General features: G+C 56.6%; 15 protein-coding genes. 4 read left to right on the forward strand and 11 right to left on the reverse strand.

The annotated features are described in order from the left end of the window. The first annotated feature begins 3 nt into the window (after positions 1–3). The gene (locus RB548_RS29790; RefSeq protein WP_331377196.1) at positions 4–405 is read left to right on the forward strand and encodes a hypothetical protein; all 402 of its coding nucleotides are present in this window, start codon (positions 4–6) and stop codon (positions 403–405) included. Here the strand turns inward: RB548_RS29790 and tnpC are convergent. From tnpC to RB548_RS29810, 4 genes are all read right to left on the reverse strand, one after another. Next, a complete protein-coding gene (gene tnpC, locus RB548_RS29795; RefSeq protein WP_331371316.1) occupies positions 361–1,959 on the reverse strand; it encodes an IS66 family transposase in 1,599 nt (532 codons plus the stop codon). The two genes, RB548_RS29790 and tnpC, sit on opposite strands and share 45 nt — an antisense overlap. 74 nt (positions 1,960–2,033) lie before the next feature. Then, positions 2,034–2,351, reverse strand: a complete 318-nt coding sequence (gene tnpB / locus RB548_RS29800; protein WP_158539472.1) for an IS66 family insertion sequence element accessory protein TnpB — start codon at positions 2,349–2,351, stop codon at positions 2,034–2,036. Positions 2,352–2,374: 23 nt separating this feature from the next. Next, positions 2,375–2,698 (reverse strand): transposase, encoded by a 324-nt coding sequence (locus RB548_RS29805; RefSeq protein ID WP_040669324.1) that lies wholly within the window; start codon positions 2,696–2,698, stop codon positions 2,375–2,377. A 493-nt stretch (positions 2,699–3,191) separates the two neighbouring features. Then, positions 3,192–4,085: a DUF6492 family protein gene (locus RB548_RS29810; RefSeq protein ID WP_331375992.1), complete on the reverse strand. Its 894-nt coding sequence runs from the start codon at positions 4,083–4,085 to the stop codon at positions 3,192–3,194. A 466-nt stretch (positions 4,086–4,551) separates the two neighbouring features. On the opposite strand from RB548_RS29810, the gene RB548_RS29815 reads away from it, so the two are divergent. Together RB548_RS29815 and RB548_RS29820 are read left to right on the forward strand one after the other, a co-directional pair. Continuing rightward, the gene (locus RB548_RS29815) at positions 4,552–6,012 is read left to right on the forward strand and encodes a phosphohexomutase domain-containing protein (protein WP_331377155.1); all 1,461 of its coding nucleotides are present in this window, start codon (positions 4,552–4,554) and stop codon (positions 6,010–6,012) included. Then, positions 6,009–7,442: a mannose-1-phosphate guanylyltransferase/mannose-6-phosphate isomerase gene (locus RB548_RS29820; protein ID WP_331375993.1), complete on the forward strand. Its 1,434-nt coding sequence runs from the start codon at positions 6,009–6,011 to the stop codon at positions 7,440–7,442. Before RB548_RS29815 ends, RB548_RS29820 begins: the two co-directional genes overlap by 4 nt. 31 nt (positions 7,443–7,473) lie before the next feature. Here RB548_RS29820 and RB548_RS29825 read toward each other — a convergent pair whose 3' ends face one another. The 3 genes from RB548_RS29825 to RB548_RS29835 all read right to left on the reverse strand — a co-directional run bounded on the left by RB548_RS29825 (position 7,474) and on the right by RB548_RS29835 (position 10,808). Then, complete coding sequence (locus RB548_RS29825) at positions 7,474–8,367, reverse strand: class I SAM-dependent methyltransferase (protein ID WP_331375994.1); 894 nt, start codon at positions 8,365–8,367, stop codon at positions 7,474–7,476. 193 nt (positions 8,368–8,560) lie between these two features. Then, the gene (locus tag RB548_RS29830; RefSeq protein ID WP_331375995.1) at positions 8,561–9,292 is read right to left on the reverse strand and encodes a class I SAM-dependent methyltransferase; all 732 of its coding nucleotides are present in this window, start codon (positions 9,290–9,292) and stop codon (positions 8,561–8,563) included. A 313-nt stretch (positions 9,293–9,605) separates the two neighbouring features. Then, positions 9,606–10,808, reverse strand: coding sequence for a glycosyltransferase family 2 protein (locus tag RB548_RS29835; protein WP_331375996.1), 1,203 nt, complete (start codon positions 10,806–10,808; stop codon positions 9,606–9,608). Positions 10,809–11,099: 291 nt separating this feature from the next. Between RB548_RS29835 and RB548_RS29840 the strand changes: the two genes are divergently transcribed. Then, positions 11,100–11,891: a WecB/TagA/CpsF family glycosyltransferase gene (locus RB548_RS29840; protein ID WP_331375997.1), complete on the forward strand. Its 792-nt coding sequence runs from the start codon at positions 11,100–11,102 to the stop codon at positions 11,889–11,891. Positions 11,892–11,962: 71 nt separating this feature from the next. Here the strand turns inward: RB548_RS29840 and RB548_RS29845 are convergent, their stop codons facing one another. The 4 genes from RB548_RS29845 to RB548_RS29860 form a co-directional block, all read right to left on the reverse strand. Beyond that, a complete protein-coding gene (locus RB548_RS29845; protein WP_331375998.1) occupies positions 11,963–12,814 on the reverse strand; it encodes a glycosyltransferase in 852 nt (283 codons plus the stop codon). A 168-nt stretch (positions 12,815–12,982) separates the two neighbouring features. Next, positions 12,983–13,534, reverse strand: coding sequence for a class I SAM-dependent methyltransferase (locus tag RB548_RS29850; RefSeq protein ID WP_331375999.1), 552 nt, complete (start codon positions 13,532–13,534; stop codon positions 12,983–12,985). A gap of 237 nt (positions 13,535–13,771) precedes the next feature. After that, positions 13,772–14,539, reverse strand: coding sequence for a CpsD/CapB family tyrosine-protein kinase (locus RB548_RS29855; RefSeq protein WP_331376000.1), 768 nt, complete (start codon positions 14,537–14,539; stop codon positions 13,772–13,774). Between the two features lie 53 nt (positions 14,540–14,592). Continuing rightward, complete coding sequence (locus RB548_RS29860; protein ID WP_331376001.1) at positions 14,593–16,149, reverse strand: GumC family protein; 1,557 nt, start codon at positions 16,147–16,149, stop codon at positions 14,593–14,595. Between the last annotated feature and the right edge of the window lie 365 nt (positions 16,150–16,514).

The following is a 16,514-nucleotide window of genomic DNA, read 5'->3' on the forward strand; positions in this document are numbered from 1 at the left end:
CAGATGTCCGACGCCGAGCCGCTGGTTGGCGATGTCAGCCGTCCCGAGGTCATCGTCGGTCCCGTCGCGATCCGTCTGGAGGAAGGCGCGTCTGCTGCCCGGAGGACGGCGGGGCACCAGCGATCGCTACACGATGGCAAGGAAAGCACGCCTACTCCAGCCGTCTTCAAGTCCCACTTGGCCGATCGCGTCGGAAAACGGGGAGTACACGCCTTTGAACCGACATTGGTGGCTTATTTTGAACTCCGCGACCAGCGCAAACTCGCTTCTGCCAATTGCAATTCATCCAATTGCGTTGGGAAACGAAGCGACAGAAATACCATTGGCGCGGCATCGTTGGTAAGCGGTGACGTGAGGCCGTTACTTCTTGAAGTTCCAGGGCATCAGAGCGTCGAGATCGCTTGATGGCCAACCTGCGGCGATACGCTCAAGCGTCTGCGTCAGCCAGGCCAGCGGATCAACTTCGTTCATCTTGGCGGACTGGATGAGCGTAGAGAGTGTGGCCCAAGTCCTTCCGCCCCCTGCATTTCCGGCAAATAGGCTGTTCTTCCGAACAATTGCCTGGGGTCTGATTGCACGCTCAACAATGTTGGAGTCTATTTCGATGCGCCCGTCATGGAGGAACTGTTCGAAGGCTTCCCGTCGATGAAGGGCATAGCGAATGGCTTCGGCGAGCTTTGATTTTCCAGAGATGCGGGGCAGCGTGTCCTGCCAGAGTTTGTAGAGATCGGCAACGACTGCAGCGGAGGCCTCCTGGCGGGCGGCTGCGCGAACATCGGGGCTTTGTCCGCGCACCTTTTCCTCAATCGACCAAAGTGCGCCCATCTTTTCGATTGTCGCCGTTGCCACCTTGGAACTGTCGTTCGCGTGCAGTTCGTAAAACCGACGGCGACCATGCGCCCAGCATCCTGCCAATAGAGCGCCGTCGTTTCCGCGGTCGGGGCGGGCAACACGGTTATAGGCAGTGTATCCGTCGATTTGCAGGATACCGCGATAGCCTTCGAGATGCCGCGCGACACAATCGCCGGATCGACTGTCTTCAAAACGATAGGCCACCATCGGCGGACCACTGCCGCCGAACGGTCGATCGTCCCGCGCGTACGCCCATAAATACGCTGTCTTTGCCGACCCCGATCCGGGAACAAGTGTCGGTAATGTCGTCTCGTCGGCGAATATTCGTTCACCTCGTTTGATCTGGCTGAAGGTGTAGTCCGCGAGGATCTCGAGTTCGAACCCGAGCTTACCCATCCACCGCGCCATGATACCGCGCTCGACCTCGACATGGTCGCGCAGGAAGATCGCCTCCTGTCGATAGAGCGGCAACCCGTCGCCATATTTGGAGACCGCGATATAGGCGAGCAGCGCTTCCGTCGGAATGCCGCTTTCGACGATATGCGCCGGGGCTGAGGCCTGGATGACGCCGTCTTCGTTCTTGAAGGCATACTTCGGGCGATGGGTGACGATCACCCGGAACTTCGGCGGAATGACATCAAGCCGCTCGGAGGTATCTTCCCCGATCAGGACCTTCTGTTTGCCAGCGTGTTCGGGCAGTTCGTCCGGCTCGATGACTACATGGACCCGCTCCAGGTGCGGCGGGAAGCCCTTGCGCGGGCGCGGCGCACGCTTTGCAGCGCCTGGATTGCGGCCCTTGGAAACCAGCGCCTCAATCGCGGCAATGCCAATGTCGATTTCTTCGAAGACAAACGCGCCCTGTTCGTCCAGGTCTGCCTCGATGGACTTGCCCTGCTTTTCCGAACGGCGGCCATACCTGTATCGATTGAAAGCTTTGAGGATCAGCTTCAACTTGGCGATCTGTTCGTCCGCGTCCGTATTGCGGGCCTTCAGATCAGCGACTTCGTCTTCCAGAACATCGGCGCGCGCAGCCTTTGCTGCCATCGCCATGACCATGGCTTTCAGCGCATCAACGTCATCAGGAAGCTCGAGATCGGCTGGTTTCATGCCCTTATGTAGAGCATGTTTCGGCGAGATTTACCCTCAGTTTCAGCCGCCTGATTCACTCTGCCGCAGGGCTTTTACCCAACAAATTCCGGTCGTTTCACCGTAGCCGAGCGGACCCGTTTCCAGTCCATGCCGTCAACGAGTGCAAGCAGTTGCGCGTGATTGAGCTGCACGCGGGCCGGTCCGATCTTCGGCCAGACGAACTGATTTTTTTCGAGCCGCTTCGAATATAGGCAGACGCCTGAGCCATCCCACCAGGCGATCTTTATTCTGTCTGCTCTTTTGGCGCGGAAAACGTAGAGCGAGCCATTGAAGGGATCACTTCCAGCATCACGCACCAGCGCCAAAAGACTGTCTGGACCTTTGCGGAAGTCAACGGGATGACTGGCCAAGAACACCTTCGTACCAGCCGGTATCATGCAGAGCGTACCGCGCGGATCAGCCTGACGAGATGTGGCTCGTCGATCGCGACATTCACCCGGATCACAGCGTCGCCGATCATGATGTCCGCGGTGGAGCTTTCGCCCCGAGCCGTATCAACAACAGCCTCCGCTTTCAGTCGGGCATTGCGCCGCCACGTGAACAATTGCGATGGGTCGATCCCTATGCGCCTCGCTATCGCAGAAACGCTCGCACCTGGCTCCATGCTTTCGGCTACCGCCTGAGCCTTCAACTCATTTGACCAACGTCGAACCTCTCGCGGCGCGCCCTCCAGGCGACCCGCAACGGCTTCGATCATATGGAACGTTCTATGTTCGGACATAGGTTCAGACATAGCAATTCATACCAAGCTCATTCCCTGAGCTCACACGAATAAACCCGATCCACCGCTATCGCCAGACGGGGTCAATGCACCGCTTACCATCGTTGTGAAGGGTTCCGGCAATCACATTGCTTATGAGGTCGGTGCCAGTCAGATCGCTTACCGCCTATGTGAGAGAACACGATATTTCCGGAATAGACTTCATGAAGATATGAAAATCGATGTCGAAGGATTCGAAGCTGACGTTCTATTATGCGCGAGAGATATAATAGTGAATCACCATCCGAGGGCTATATTATTTGACGAACACGGAGCGGCGAACCGGAGTAAACGCCCTCCATCGACATCTATATCGGTGAACGGGATATACGGTATCCGGACTGTCCCAGTGTCGCGCTCGACTAAGTCGCCTCAGAAATGCACCTCAAACTATTGAGGGTGTCCCTCCATTTGGCTTTCCAGCCCGTCCTCACTCGCGGCCGCGATCCCGTTCAGCGCCCTGTTGCTCGATATCTGCGCCAACGGAGATGGCGATCGCATCCAGTGCGCGCCTGCGTTCCGCAAGATCCGTTCCGGACTTCGCCGAGATCATCACGGCAATATCGTCGGGCGCGATGTTGGATGCAAATGTTTCGACCTCCGTAAAGGGGCTCTCATCACAATAGTTCGCGCACAGCATCCTATTGTCGGAGTAAGGCACCCCACCCAAAACCTCATCGACATAGACCCCGTAAAGAATGCCCTCAGAAAAATGCAGTTGCGACGCAATGGCGGATTGCCACGGCTTGCCGGTTGCTTCCTCTACGCGGTGAAGCATCGAACGTACAACTTTGGGGTCCCAGGCCATCGGCCAGCAAATATAGTCATTCAGGGGTATCCGAGCGCACGCAGGTAATCCCAGCAGCTTCCGGGCCACTCGGTGCCAGAGTATGTGCCTGGGCAATCCCACATGTATCGCGTCGACTGCGCGATAAAACCGGACCTCTCCATCATAGTAGAATGTGTCAACCGAAAACGGACGTATGAACGTCACATCCGAGTCGACGAGAAGCACCACGCTGTCCTGCGATCGAGCGACCGACTCTATCTTGATCAGCTGCTGGGCGATCCAACCCCTGACGGGCACTGTCGGAGAACGTAAATTTATCCAAAGGTTTCCAGGAATACGGAGGAAACTCCTAGGCAGATATTCGTCGGCAGCGTGCACTTCGCCGATTCCGGCAAACGCCTTTCGATCGGCTGCGGGAACGATGACATGGTGAGTGACATCCATCGAACCAAATCTTCGCAAAGACACATTCAAATCTCGACACAATTCGAGGTCCGGCCGATAGCTTGGCGTGATAACGGACAGTGATGCCAAAACAATCCCCCTCCTCTAGAAGTAATGCCGGTTGAACCCGCCCCATTCTGGGCGCGTTGCTGACGCCGCTGGCGACAAGATCACGCTTCATCCAAAGCTTAGATAAGGCAATTGTATTCTGGCACCGCCAGGGGCTCCATCTGCAAATTGGAATGAATATTTCCAGCTTCCGAAAGCATCCGTTGGATGCGGAGGCAATCGATCGAGGAGGCACTAGGCCTTTCGACGTAGGCAGAGAAAACAGTATGCCCAATCAACGATACTCAGAATGTCGTCTCTAGTCCCTGTACTTAAGCGGTTCGGCTTAGCGCGCAGTCCATCTGAGCATGCAATCTGAAAAAGGCCTAATGCGATCCCATCAAAGGTTCACATTATACTTAGCACGCGCCCGACTATAATTGCCCGACAAGACTTCGTGAAGCCCGATGCATGGCGCAGCCGTTCGCGACTGAAGAAGCTGAACGATATGAAATTTGGAACCAGCGGCCTTCGCGGCCTGTCCGTTGAACTCGTTGAACTTGGCGCAAGGACCTATGCGGCGGCGTTTGGTCGTTACCTGCTCGACACTGGAAAAGCCAAGACGGGGGACGCTATCTTGACTGGTAGCGATCTCCGTGAGTCGAGTCCTGAGATCAAGAAAATCTGTGGCTCTGTGTTGGAAGGGCTGGGCTTCAGGATTGTTGACTGTGGCACGGTCCCGACGCCGGCCCTTGCACTCTACGGTTCCAAGCTGGCTGCGGCGGGCTTAATGATCACCGGTTCCCACATTGCCGCTGACCGCAATGGGATCAAGTTTTATTGTGCGAACGGCGAAATCAACAAAGCTGATGAAGCGGCGATAGTAGCTTTGGCGGCAGAGATTTCGGCGGACAAACACGCACCAATGAATCGCGAGGTTTCGCACGCCGAAAATCATGCGAACAAATGCCACAAGCTGTTCTACGAGCGGAATGCGAAACTGCTTGCGGACGGTGCTTTGGCGGGCCTCAGGATTGGCGTCTTTCAACACAGCAGCGTTGCTCGTGATCTCATCGCGACTCTCCTGTCACAATACGGGGCGCATGTGGTGCCTATCGGGCGTTCGGAAACATTCATACCCGTTGATACGGAAGCCATCTCACAGGAGACAATCACGTCTCTTGGAGGCTGGGCTGTTTCCCATGGGCTCGACGCTATCGTTTCTGCGGATGGTGACGGCGACAGGCCACTCATCACGGATGAAGTCGGCGGGCCCCTTCGCGGCGATCTCATAGGCGTGATTACGGCTCAGTTCCTCGGCGCGAAAACTGTCGTCACACCGGTCACGTCCAACTCGGCGATCGAGGCACTGGGCCTCTTCACCGTCATTCGGACGAAAGTTGGCTCTCCTTTCGTGATCAGTGGGATGGACGAGGCTGTAGCTGCGTCGCTGGAGCGCGTTGTGGGCTTCGAGGCCAATGGCGGCGTGCTGACCGCAAATGCTTTCGAGGTCGCCCGAGGTCACCTTGACGCATTGCCTACCCGCGACTGCATCCTTCCTATATTGGCTGTGCTCTCACACATTAAAGCGCAGGAACGACCGCTTTCGGTCATCGCACGATCTTACCAATTGCCTGCAGCCGTTGCAGGTCGCCTCGAAAACTTCCCCGTTGTGACCAGCGCAGCCTTGATGAGCCATCTGCGCGCCACTGAGAATCTCGCAGTTTTTCTACGGGAAATCGGTCAAGCAACGTCAACGAGCGACATTGACGGCATTCGCATCACGTTGACGGAAGGACGCACCATCCATTTCCGCCCCTCAGGCAATGCGCCCGAGCTGCGCTGCTACGCCGAGGCCGCGACTGAGACTGCCGCCTTGGATTTGCTGAATACCGGCCTGACGCAACTGAGACTTTGGGCTGACAGAATTAGCGAGGAACCGCTTGCTCATGAGGAGCGCCCTAATTGATCGAAAAAATTGTCCCCGTGATCATGGCAGGCGGCAAGGGTACTCGACTCTGGCCACTCTCTCGATCGGCCGCACCGAAGCAGTTCATGCAGCTTATCGGTGATTACACGCTGTTCCAGGGCACCCTTCTGCGCGTCTCGGATCGGGACCTCTATGAGCCTGCCGTCGTTGTTACCAATGAGCAGTTCCGGTTCCTTGTAATAGAACAGGCGCGCGACGCAGGTGTCGACTTGGGTGCGGTTGTGCTCGAGCCAGTGGCACGCAACACCGCCGCCGCAGTGGCGGCCGCCGCGACTGTCATATCCGACGTCTTCGGTGAAGATCGCGTCATGCATGTGCTGGCATCCGATCACGACATTACGGTCGATCAGTGCTACCGCGCCTGCAATTCGATCGCACTGCGGGAGGCTGCAGACGGAAAATTGGTGACCTTCGGCATCACACCATTCGAACCGGCGACCGGCTACGGCTACATAGAGGTTGGCGCGGCGCTGGCTAGCGGCGCTTACGCGATCAGGCGTTTTGTTGAAAAGCCGGCTTTGGAAAACGCGCTCAAGATGTTGTCCGCGGGCGGCTTCTATTGGAACTCCGGCATGTTCATGTTCGCGATCTCCACGTTGCTTGAGGAGATCGCGGAACACGCCCCGGCGGTGCTTAAGGCAACAAACCTGGCGGTATCGAGAGCTGTCGCGGATCTCGACTTTATCCGACTTGATAGTGGCGCTTTCCAAAAATGCCCTGACATTTCAATCGATTACGCGATCATGGAAAAGACGTCCAGGGCGGTGGTCGTGCCCTCGGCGTTCAAATGGTCCGATCTCGGGAGCTGGGATGCCGTCTGGAAGGCGGGTGTGCGTGATGAGCATGAGAACGTCGCCTCCGCAAACACGACAGTAACAAACACCAAAAACTCCTTGATCATGACCCGAGGCACGCACCTCGCGGTGCATGGCCTCGAAGGCATTGCCGTGGTTGCGAGCGAGGATGCAGTTTATGTCGGTCGCCTGCAGGACAGCCAGGACGTCGGCAAGGTTGTCAGGCTCCTCGCCGCCGCGCCTTCGACGTGCAGCCTCACGGAAGCGCATCCGACGACCTACCGACCATGGGGAGGCTCCACGACCATCCTTGATGGTGACCATTTTCAAGTAAGACGGGTTGTCGTCAGGCCGGGAGAGAAGCTTTCACTGCAGCGCCACGATCATCGATCCGGGCATTGGATCGTCATTAAGGGAACCGCAGAAGTGACGATCGGCAAAACGGTGCGAATCCTCAGGGAAAATGAATCGGCCTATATTCCGACCGGCGAAGAGCACAGGCTTGCAAACCCCGGCAACGTCGTTCTCGAAATTATCGAAGTACAAACCGGCTCCTATCTGGGCGAGGACGACATCACTCCGACTAGTTGGAATGAAACTGAAAGATTCGCATGATGCGAGGCTCTTTAGGGTCACGCTTCAATCTCTATGTCTTACGAAGATAGATGCCGCTTCCGGGATCATTAAGAGAGCCAAGGGGCGTCTTTTTTATTTTTTCAGTCCGACTTTTCCAAAAATAATCGTTAAAGAACAATATTTTAAAACGATTGTTATACATCAAAAAAGCGCGTAGAGCATACATCTCATTCCAAGATCTATTATTTTCTCTTATCCAAACCTCTGGGTACTCCCAGCCTGCGAATATATCGTGGAAATGCACTATAACCCCAGGCTGGAGAGCAGGTAATATTTCAAAAAACTCGTGGCTGACATCTGACCCCGTCTTCATGATATGGGATGAGTCTATAAAAAGAATATCGTTTGCTTTCATAGACTCGAAAACGTCAGGATCAACAGCCTGCACAGGTTTTTCGACTATTTTGCACCGCGCTGTATCCTGCTCTGTTAGCAAACTGTACAACCTCTTCGGATAGGGTTCAATAAATGTAAATTCTGTATCAATTTTAAATGTTTCAACTGTATCCAGAGCGCAAGCCGATGAGTATCCCGATCCAATTTCAACAAATTTACGAGGTTTTACCGATGCCATAATCGATGCAAGGGTGTATGCATCACCTAGGTTGAAAAGTTCATTTGAGTCCGTGTATCTCTTGTTACTGCATTTGGAACCCAAAAAAGCCACCTTTTCAAAGAAGGTACTTATTTCTTCAAAGAAGATATCCATTTCAGAATTATTGAAATCAGGAAATTCCGACTTCTTGTTTTTTTCTCGATTTATTACAAATTCATCCACATCTCTTGAATTTACTATTGGAGAACCGAAATGCCCAGGCGGCGCGTATAATTTCGCTCCTCCAGCGAGGCTGAGTATCCGATTCGCAAGTCTCATCGCAATTTTTAGAACAAGACTGCTTTCCATATCGCGCTCCGAAGTTTGCGCAGGACCGCTGCTGATCCAATATAAAGTGACCAATTTGGACCCTGCCGCTGCATACCGCCGCAGCGGGGACAGAGTCCGGCCCGATCAAGGATGGATGGCTGAAGCCTCGATTAGGTCATCGCATTTACCTTGACATCATTGGAGTAGCTTTCTCGCCCGGCGAGCTAAACTTTCACGCCCTCCGGGCGGCGATCATCAAACCACTGCGTAGGTGCGGAAAGACATTCGCAGATTTGAGCAGCAGATGGGAGATATGCGCGACCTGGGTCGCGCCCTTCCAGCCATCGTCATACTGCTCCGCGAAAATCGGCACCATTCCAGCTTTTTCCAACTGCCATATGAGTTGTGGCAGAACATACTCCTGCTGGTGACCGAGCGATTCGCCAGGCGCCGGATAGCGGAAATTGTCCAGCACTGCCTTGCCTGCCAGCATGTACAGGATATTGCGCACACGCGAGCCGTTCGGCGTGGTCACGAACAGCAGGCCGTTCGGCTTGAGGAAGCGCATGATCCGCTGGAAAACGACATAGGGAGGCTGCGGCAAATGCTCGATCACTTCCTGTAGCACGACGAGGTCGAACATGTCGTCGAGCGCGCCCTCATCCGACGTTAGGTCGACAAGGCGGAAATCGATACCAAAGTCCTGCACATCGGCCGCAGCGCACTCATTGACGTCTCCCACATAGGATTTGATGCCGAGTATCTTCGACAGAAGAACGGCCATGATGCCGCCGCCAATATCGATCGCAGTGATGTGGGAGGGCAGATCCAGCATTTGAAGCTTGTCGAATGCCTTCCAGAAGCGGTCGATGGAGCGCTTGTAATAGTCCTGGTGTTCGACGAAACTGCGACCCTCTATAAGATTGCGATACTGTTTCGCAAACTCCGCGCGTGTGACTGGCAAGACGCTACTCCTTGCTGTTCATCGAGACGGACATCAGTGTACGAGCCTCGCAAGAACTGATCCATTCTCCATTTGGGGAGTTCCGTTCCATCCATCGAAGGATAGGCGAGTCGACGATGCCAGCGCCGCGGCAGCACCGACAGGGAGCATGGCTATGTCGAGATGGGCCGCCGGCCGCTCGAGCTCACGGTCAAGTACATGGACGTAGTCCACGCCTGAGGTTTGATGCCCTGACACGGTCGATTGTTGCAAGTTTTCAGCGTGCACGGATTGTCCAGTCGAAGGCTCATTATTACCTACGGCCGGCCTTCTCCTAGAACTTCTTTTCGCGGTCGGTCCTGACCCAGCCCTCCTTGGCGCCGCCAAGGAAGGCACGCGGATAAAGTCGCAGTTTCCACAGGACGTAACGTAGAATCTTGCCTATGGCATTCGCGGGCAGTGCCTTGCGCCCATGGACATGCCAAGCAACGAGCGTCGCGACGAGTACCACGAGCAGGTTTGTCGCATCGATCGCAAAGGGCCAGACGGATATGCCGGCTACAGCGACGAAGCCCGCGAGCAGCATCGCTGATACAAGCAGAAGCACGAGCAGTGTCAAAGGCGGCACCATCAGGTCCAAAGTGAGTGCGAGGCGGGCCGGATTTCGGAGGATCAGAGGGTTCACCAGAGATCGCAACTCCGAACGGATCATCTCCAGATGCCCCCCCTCCCAGCGCCGGCGCTGCGAGTTGGTCCCTTCTGTCGAGCTGGGAAATTGGCTGGTTACAAGCGCGTCCTCGCAGAACTGTGGCGCATATCCGGCGCTCGCGAGATCCAGCCCCAGTTTCATGTCTTCCACGCGGTGCGCATGGGCGACATCCGCACAGCGCAAGGCATGCCAAGGGACCGCAAGACCCGTTCCCGTAGCCTGGCACGGTAGACCCAAACGGGCCAATCCAAGCGGGCGCACGTGATTTTTGACGAGAAACGCAAATTCTGCGACTGAAAGATGGAGCCTGTTGTCGCCGGGAGCTGTCATCAGGTTGCGCGACTGAGCCGGCCTGCCGCTCGTAATAACCGCCGCAGTAAGTCTTTCCAGCGCCTTTTCTCCAAGACGGCAGTCCGCATCCACAAACACCACGATGTCGGGCGGCGCTTTTTCCAGGTATCGAATGCCGGCATCGAGAGCAAAGCCCTTGCCACGATGGTTCCTGTCAAGCCGCTCGATAACTTCTGCTCCTCCCGCCCGCGCAATCGCGGCAGTTTGGTCCGAGCAATTATCGGCCACTACGACCAACCGGTCTGCTTCGCAGAGCTGACTTGCGATGCTGGCGAGCGTGGCGGCGATGCCGCTTTCTTCGTCGTGTGCGGGCACGAGGATGCATACCGCGGCGTCCCCTCTTCGCCACCCTTCAGCGACACGCCGCCTTCGCAGGGGCAGACTGCCAATCAAGCACTGTACCGCGTAAATTCCACTCGGCACAACAAGGGCAACGGACAACCCGAATATTGCGTAGCCCAAAGCGGCGCTCAGCATTTGCCCTCCTTACTGACGAGAAGGAGTCGAGGATAACGCAGGAAGCATGCGGGCGGTCAATATGTCTCTGGTGACGTTGAAAGTACCTCCTTCGGGCAAGAATCTGTCCTACTTGCCGCTGGCACAGAGAAAGGGCTCCCTCTCCCTACTCCAAATTGACGTCCTGACGGCTGATTTGGGCCGCTGAATTCATCGGCTAAAATTTCTGCATCCAAGCAAACCATGCGAAGCGGCTGGGGCCGAAATACTTGAAGTTGCTGCCAGTTAACGCGAGAAGAACGGGGAACGTCGATGGAGGGTTCAGCTCTCTCGCCTACGATCGGCGCGCGTCACGCCGGTCGTAGATACTATTTTCTGGGCGTGCCTTTTGACTGCATTGCCAAGAAAACCGTCGTGGATCTAGTCAGCAGGTGCGGCTCGAACGTGCGATTTCGCTATGTCGTTACGCCGAATGTCGACCATGTGGTAAGACTGAACAAGAACGCGATGCTCGCCCCGTATTATGAGCACGCCTGGTTATCACTCTGCGATAGCCGGCCAATCGCAAGGCTGGCGAAGATTCTGTCGCTGGATTTGCCTCTTGTGACTGGTTCAGATCTTACAGCCGTTCTCTTCGGTTCCGTGATCCAGAGTGGGGACCGCATCACGTTGGTGGCTGCCAACGAGGGCATTGTCCGGGCTCTCGAGCGGGCATATCCCAGGGTTTGTTTCCGCGCCATAGTGCCTCCCGACGCCGTGTGGTCCAACGCCGCAGCCGTGGAGGCTTGCGTGGATTTCGCCGTACGGGAACGAGCACGCTTCATCTTCATCGCGATTGGATCGCCGCAGTCGGAGAAGATTGCGCACGCGATACTGACGCATCCGGAAGCGCGGGGCATCGGCTTCTGCATAGGCGCAAGCTTGGAGTTTCTTACGGGAGACAAGAGGCGCGCTCCGGTTTGGATGCGCGAGATGGGGCTGGAGTGGCTGCACCGACTTGCGTCAGACCCGAGAAGGTTATGGCGACGGTATGTCTTTGCAGTCCTGCCTCTCGTTCGCCTTTTCGCTGGTGAAGTTGCTCGCAGACACTATCGGCCGGGTTAAGGCGTGCCGGCTTCGAAAGCCGAAGATCCCACCGGCAACTCCGGCAAGCCATCTGTCTTCGGCCGACGACGTCAGGTGGCAAGCGCACCGCGTAACGCCGCGCGATGTCTTTGACCCAGCGGGATCCTCACGGTCTCGCCAGCGATTACGCCCAAGCGGAACATCATCGTCGCCAAGGCGCCGTGGCGTCTCCGGTAATAGCGGATACGATTGGCCGACATCAGGGAGCACAAAAACGGGTTATCCTGAAACTCGCCACCAATATGAATGGCGCGAGCGCGTGCCTCGTATAGGATCGCAAGACCGGCACGGCGCACCCTTTCCTGGTAGTCAACCTCCTCGCTGTAGAGGAAGAACGATTCGTCCCAATCCCCGACGGCCGACCGCGTCCGCGCGCCAACGGCCAGAATGGCGCCGACTGCCCATTCGACCTGACCGCCTTCTCGGTAAACGACGGGATTGAAGACGGTCTCGCTCAGGCCAAGGCGGCCAGCAAGCTGCGAACCAATGAGCGCGTCCGCCCAAGCCGTCTTGAGCGACGGCTCGCGCCGCACGGAACGACTGACGCTGCCGTCCTCGTCCAGGACCTGCGGAACTACGATCCCAACCGATGTATCGGCCAAGCGATCATTCAGTATCCGCGCAGCGCCCGGGTACAACCGGATGTCAGGATTGAGAATCAGCACGTTCCAATCGGACCCGATCGTTGCTGTTGCCGCATTGATCCCCGCCGAGTAGCCGGCGTTTCGGGTCATTCTAATGATGCGGGCAGCAATTGGATGAGTGAGCGCGATGTCGACGCTTAGATCCTGCGAAGCGTTGTCGACGACAATCACTTGGTAGCTTTCGAGTCCTTCGAGACCGGCGGGCAACGAGTCGAGCAACCCAGGTAGGACAGACGAGCTGTTGTAGGTCACGATCACAACGGCGAGTGGCTGCTGCCGGCTAGCTGAAGCCGGTTCGTTGACCTGCTCGTTCTCAAATAATCTCAACATCGCGATGGTTTTTCCGCTTCTCGGCGTCTGTAGTCGTATTCCTTCAGAGCATTTTCGTTCTCATTGCGGGTCTTGTTCACGTCCCACCGATTGTGTTCAAATCGACGACGAGGAGCTTTTGCGAATGACGATCATCGACTTTGGAACCCCAAAGAATCGCTCCCAGTACAATTGCCCGTCGGGAAAGTACGATCGCATCTGCGTTGCGCCGATCAGTTCGATGGACATCACTTCTTGCAGCGTCTGTCGATCGCTCCAACCGTGCGTATGGCCCAATGGCCATCGAGAGGCGATTCTCCAGCGAATCGACAGGGGCAAGAACTGCATTCCGGGGAAGAGCCAATGCGGTTCAATCGGAAAATACCGGTACGGTGTTTGCACCAAATAACTGGGCGCCAAAGACCGAATCTGGTGCGAGAGGGCAGACCACGCCTTGTGCCCCCCGACGTGTTCAAAGAGGCTATTCGAGAATACAAGATCAAAGCTATGGCTTCCGACCAGCTTATCTGCTTGGCAGGCATCTCCTGCAATGGCTGTCAGCCAAGTTTCTTCTTCGCTCGGCTCGAGGTTGACGACTGTAACGTGCCGAGGCCGCACCGGGGCACGCAACCACCAAAGCCGCGTTCCGCCAAGATCCAGAACATTCATCTCAGCAAGCTCCGGAAGGTGCCGTCGAATCCACTCCCAACGACGAATCCGCATCCGCTCCGCTAACGAATTGTCCGCAGCGACGAACAGACCGCGCGTGCTCCCGATACACATGATGCGACCCAGTAAACGGTGTTGACGTCTATTTGATACACGATCGTATCTTGGGCGGCGACTGGCTATTCGACGTAGGGCCACGTCTGTTTTAAGTATACGCGAACGCTGCGGAAGATGGCATTAATAACCGTACTTTTCGGGGGCAAATCGGCACTTGTTCAAAACGACACCGAGCACGTTGGTTCTCTCGGACAATTCCTGCTCACAGACGTCCACTTCGCCAAGGGTGCTCTGCTCGGCCGCCGCGACGAGAATGACGCAATCGACGTTCGGCAGAAATGCCACAACGTCGTCATTGGAAAGCATGGGTGGCATGTCGAACAGGACGACGTCCGGACTCATTCTTTGCCGCATCTCCTGAAGCACCCTTCCCGTCTCGCGGCTTTGCAATAGCTCCGCCGAAAACGGCACTGCCTGACTGTTGGCGCCGATTGCTAGATTGTCGCGGTGGCGCAGAAAGACGCCGGCGAGCTCGCTCTCACCTTTCAGAAAAGTCTCGATCGTTGACGGAGCCTCCACACCAAGCATCTTGGCAACCTGCGGTCGCTTCAGGTCCAGATCGACCAGCACCGTGCGACACTCCCTCTGGTTCGCCAGGCTGAACGCCAGATTCAATGCGACAAAGGTCTTGCCGCATCCGGGTGTCGGCGACGTGATGGCAACCGTCGTCCAGTTGTTCTGCTGTAACTGCTGGAGCAGTTTGGTTCGCATCATGTCGAATACCGCGTATGCCGGGTTCAGTCGGCTCGCTGTGACGATCCGGTTGCCGGCGGCGACACGTACATCGGTTCGCAATGGCGGCAACTTCTCCCAAAGTGGTTCGCTTCCCGCCCGGTTCGGTCGTTCCGACGTGCGTAGCTCCTGCAACGACACTTTACGGTGTTCCATATCTCACGCCTCGAATTTGCATAAGCGGCACAGCTCTTTCGGGCTCTTCCTCGCTAAACCAGCGCGGTAAGCCACCGGTAGACATCCTGGAATAAAAGCGGCAGTGGCATATAGAAGTAATGTGCGGCAACGAGCGCCGCGGGGGCAGCGGCGGCAGAAAACACGCCTGCCACGGTTCGCCTTATGCGGGTGCGGATCTCGTCGGTCGTCGAGATATAAGGAATGGTGGCGAGCGGCTGGTGGTCGAACATCCGCACGAGTTCGACGGGCCTGCGTATCTTCCCGTTGAAAAACTCGAGCAGCCCGATAAACGCCACAGCCAAGCCCAATCCGGCAATCGCACCGAGGAGCACGATACGGCGGCGCTTGGGACTTTCCGGATATTGCGGGGGAGTCGCTCGTTCGAGCACGGAGAAGCGACCTCCGTCAGATCGTCTCTCGATCTGTTCGCCGATCATCGCCTCGGCGCGTCTGGCAATTGCGGTATTGTATTGTGTCTGCAGATTTGTGCGGTTCCGCTCAAGCGAATACAGGACGGTTTCGCTGTCGGGCGTCGCGCTAATCGATCTCGTCAGCTCGGCGATGCGCTGCGTAATCGCAGCCTTCTCCCCGGCGATCGCGCGTAAGCGGTCGTCGATAAATGACAATTGGAGGTCGAGCGCCGACCGCTCTCGCTTATCGCCGGCCGACGAGTTTTCCGTGGCAGGTCTCGAGCGCAGTGCAGCCTGCGATGAGGCGATGCGCGCACGAAGGGCCACGATATTCGGGCTGTTTTCCGAAAAGATCGCGAGCTGCTCGGCGAGCGCCCGGTTCAGTTCCAGGAGCATCTGCTGTTCTGGCGTTGCCACGCGACCATCGACGGTCTGCCCGGTAAGGGCGTAGCTCTCGACGAGATTGCTGCGCTTGGCGCGAAGATCGGATTCTTCGCGCTCGAGCGCGATCAATCTCTCCTGTTGGCTTGTCTGCTGACTTCGCCGGAATTCAAGACTTTCGGGAAGAGTGTCCGCGTTCTCGTTCTTGTACCTCAGAATCTCGGCTTCGAGCCGATTCAAATCCGAGCCAAGTCTTGCGACCTCCTGATCGAAGAATTTCACGGTGTCGGCGGCACGGCCAGTCCGTTGCTGCTGCTGTTTGATGAGCATCAGCTCAACGAGTTCGTTGACAACCTTTGCCGCCAGATCGGGGTCGGCTGCCGTGAAACCGACGCTTGCAACGGACGGGCCCGCATCAGCATAGGGCGAGCCAAGCCCGATTTCTTCGAAGGTGATGCGGGACCGCATGTCACTGGCGATGTCTTCATCGGTGGCTTCGTCTTTTTCCGCGCCGTAGACACCGAGCTTATCGGCAAGCGCAAGAAGATCGTCGCGCGTCGTGATCTGCTGGCGAATGATCTGCAATTGCTGGGTGACCTGTATCGGAACTGTCGATCGCGCCAGTTCGGTGGGGATTTGCGGCACCTCCACGAGAATCTTGGCGCTGGCGCGATAACGGGGCGGCAGGACGCTGGCAACAATGACGGCAAGCGCCAGCGCAGAACTGACTATCGCCACCAGATAAGGCAATCTTCCCAAAAAGATCGAAATATAAAAACGTGCATCCGCATCATTCATCCGAACACACCTTAAAGCTGAAAACCAGATTGCAGACCGCGCAGCGTTATTGTCGAGTGATTGTGGCCGGGACGATAGATCGTCAATGGTGGATGACCTGTACCCGTCCACGTCCAGAGCTAGTTCTTTCGGCTAGGACATACTTCTTTGAATTCGAGGAATTCGGCGGGGGCCGGCGGGGCCGGCGGAGTGTTCGGGGGCGGCAGACGATGCTCCGACCCCCATTCACGCAAGAACGTCGAGCCACTGTCGTGTCGCCGGCTCCCGTGGCAGGCCGGTGCACGACGACCAAGGCGTGAGCCCAGTGGCTCCGTTGAGTTTTGCAGATTGAGTTCGGCGCAGGCCGCGCCGCGTCGTCAAATGCC

Origin of the sequence: Sinorhizobium chiapasense (assembly GCF_036488675.1) — a bacterium.
Classification (GTDB): Bacteria; Pseudomonadota; Alphaproteobacteria; order Rhizobiales; family Rhizobiaceae; genus Sinorhizobium; species Sinorhizobium chiapasense.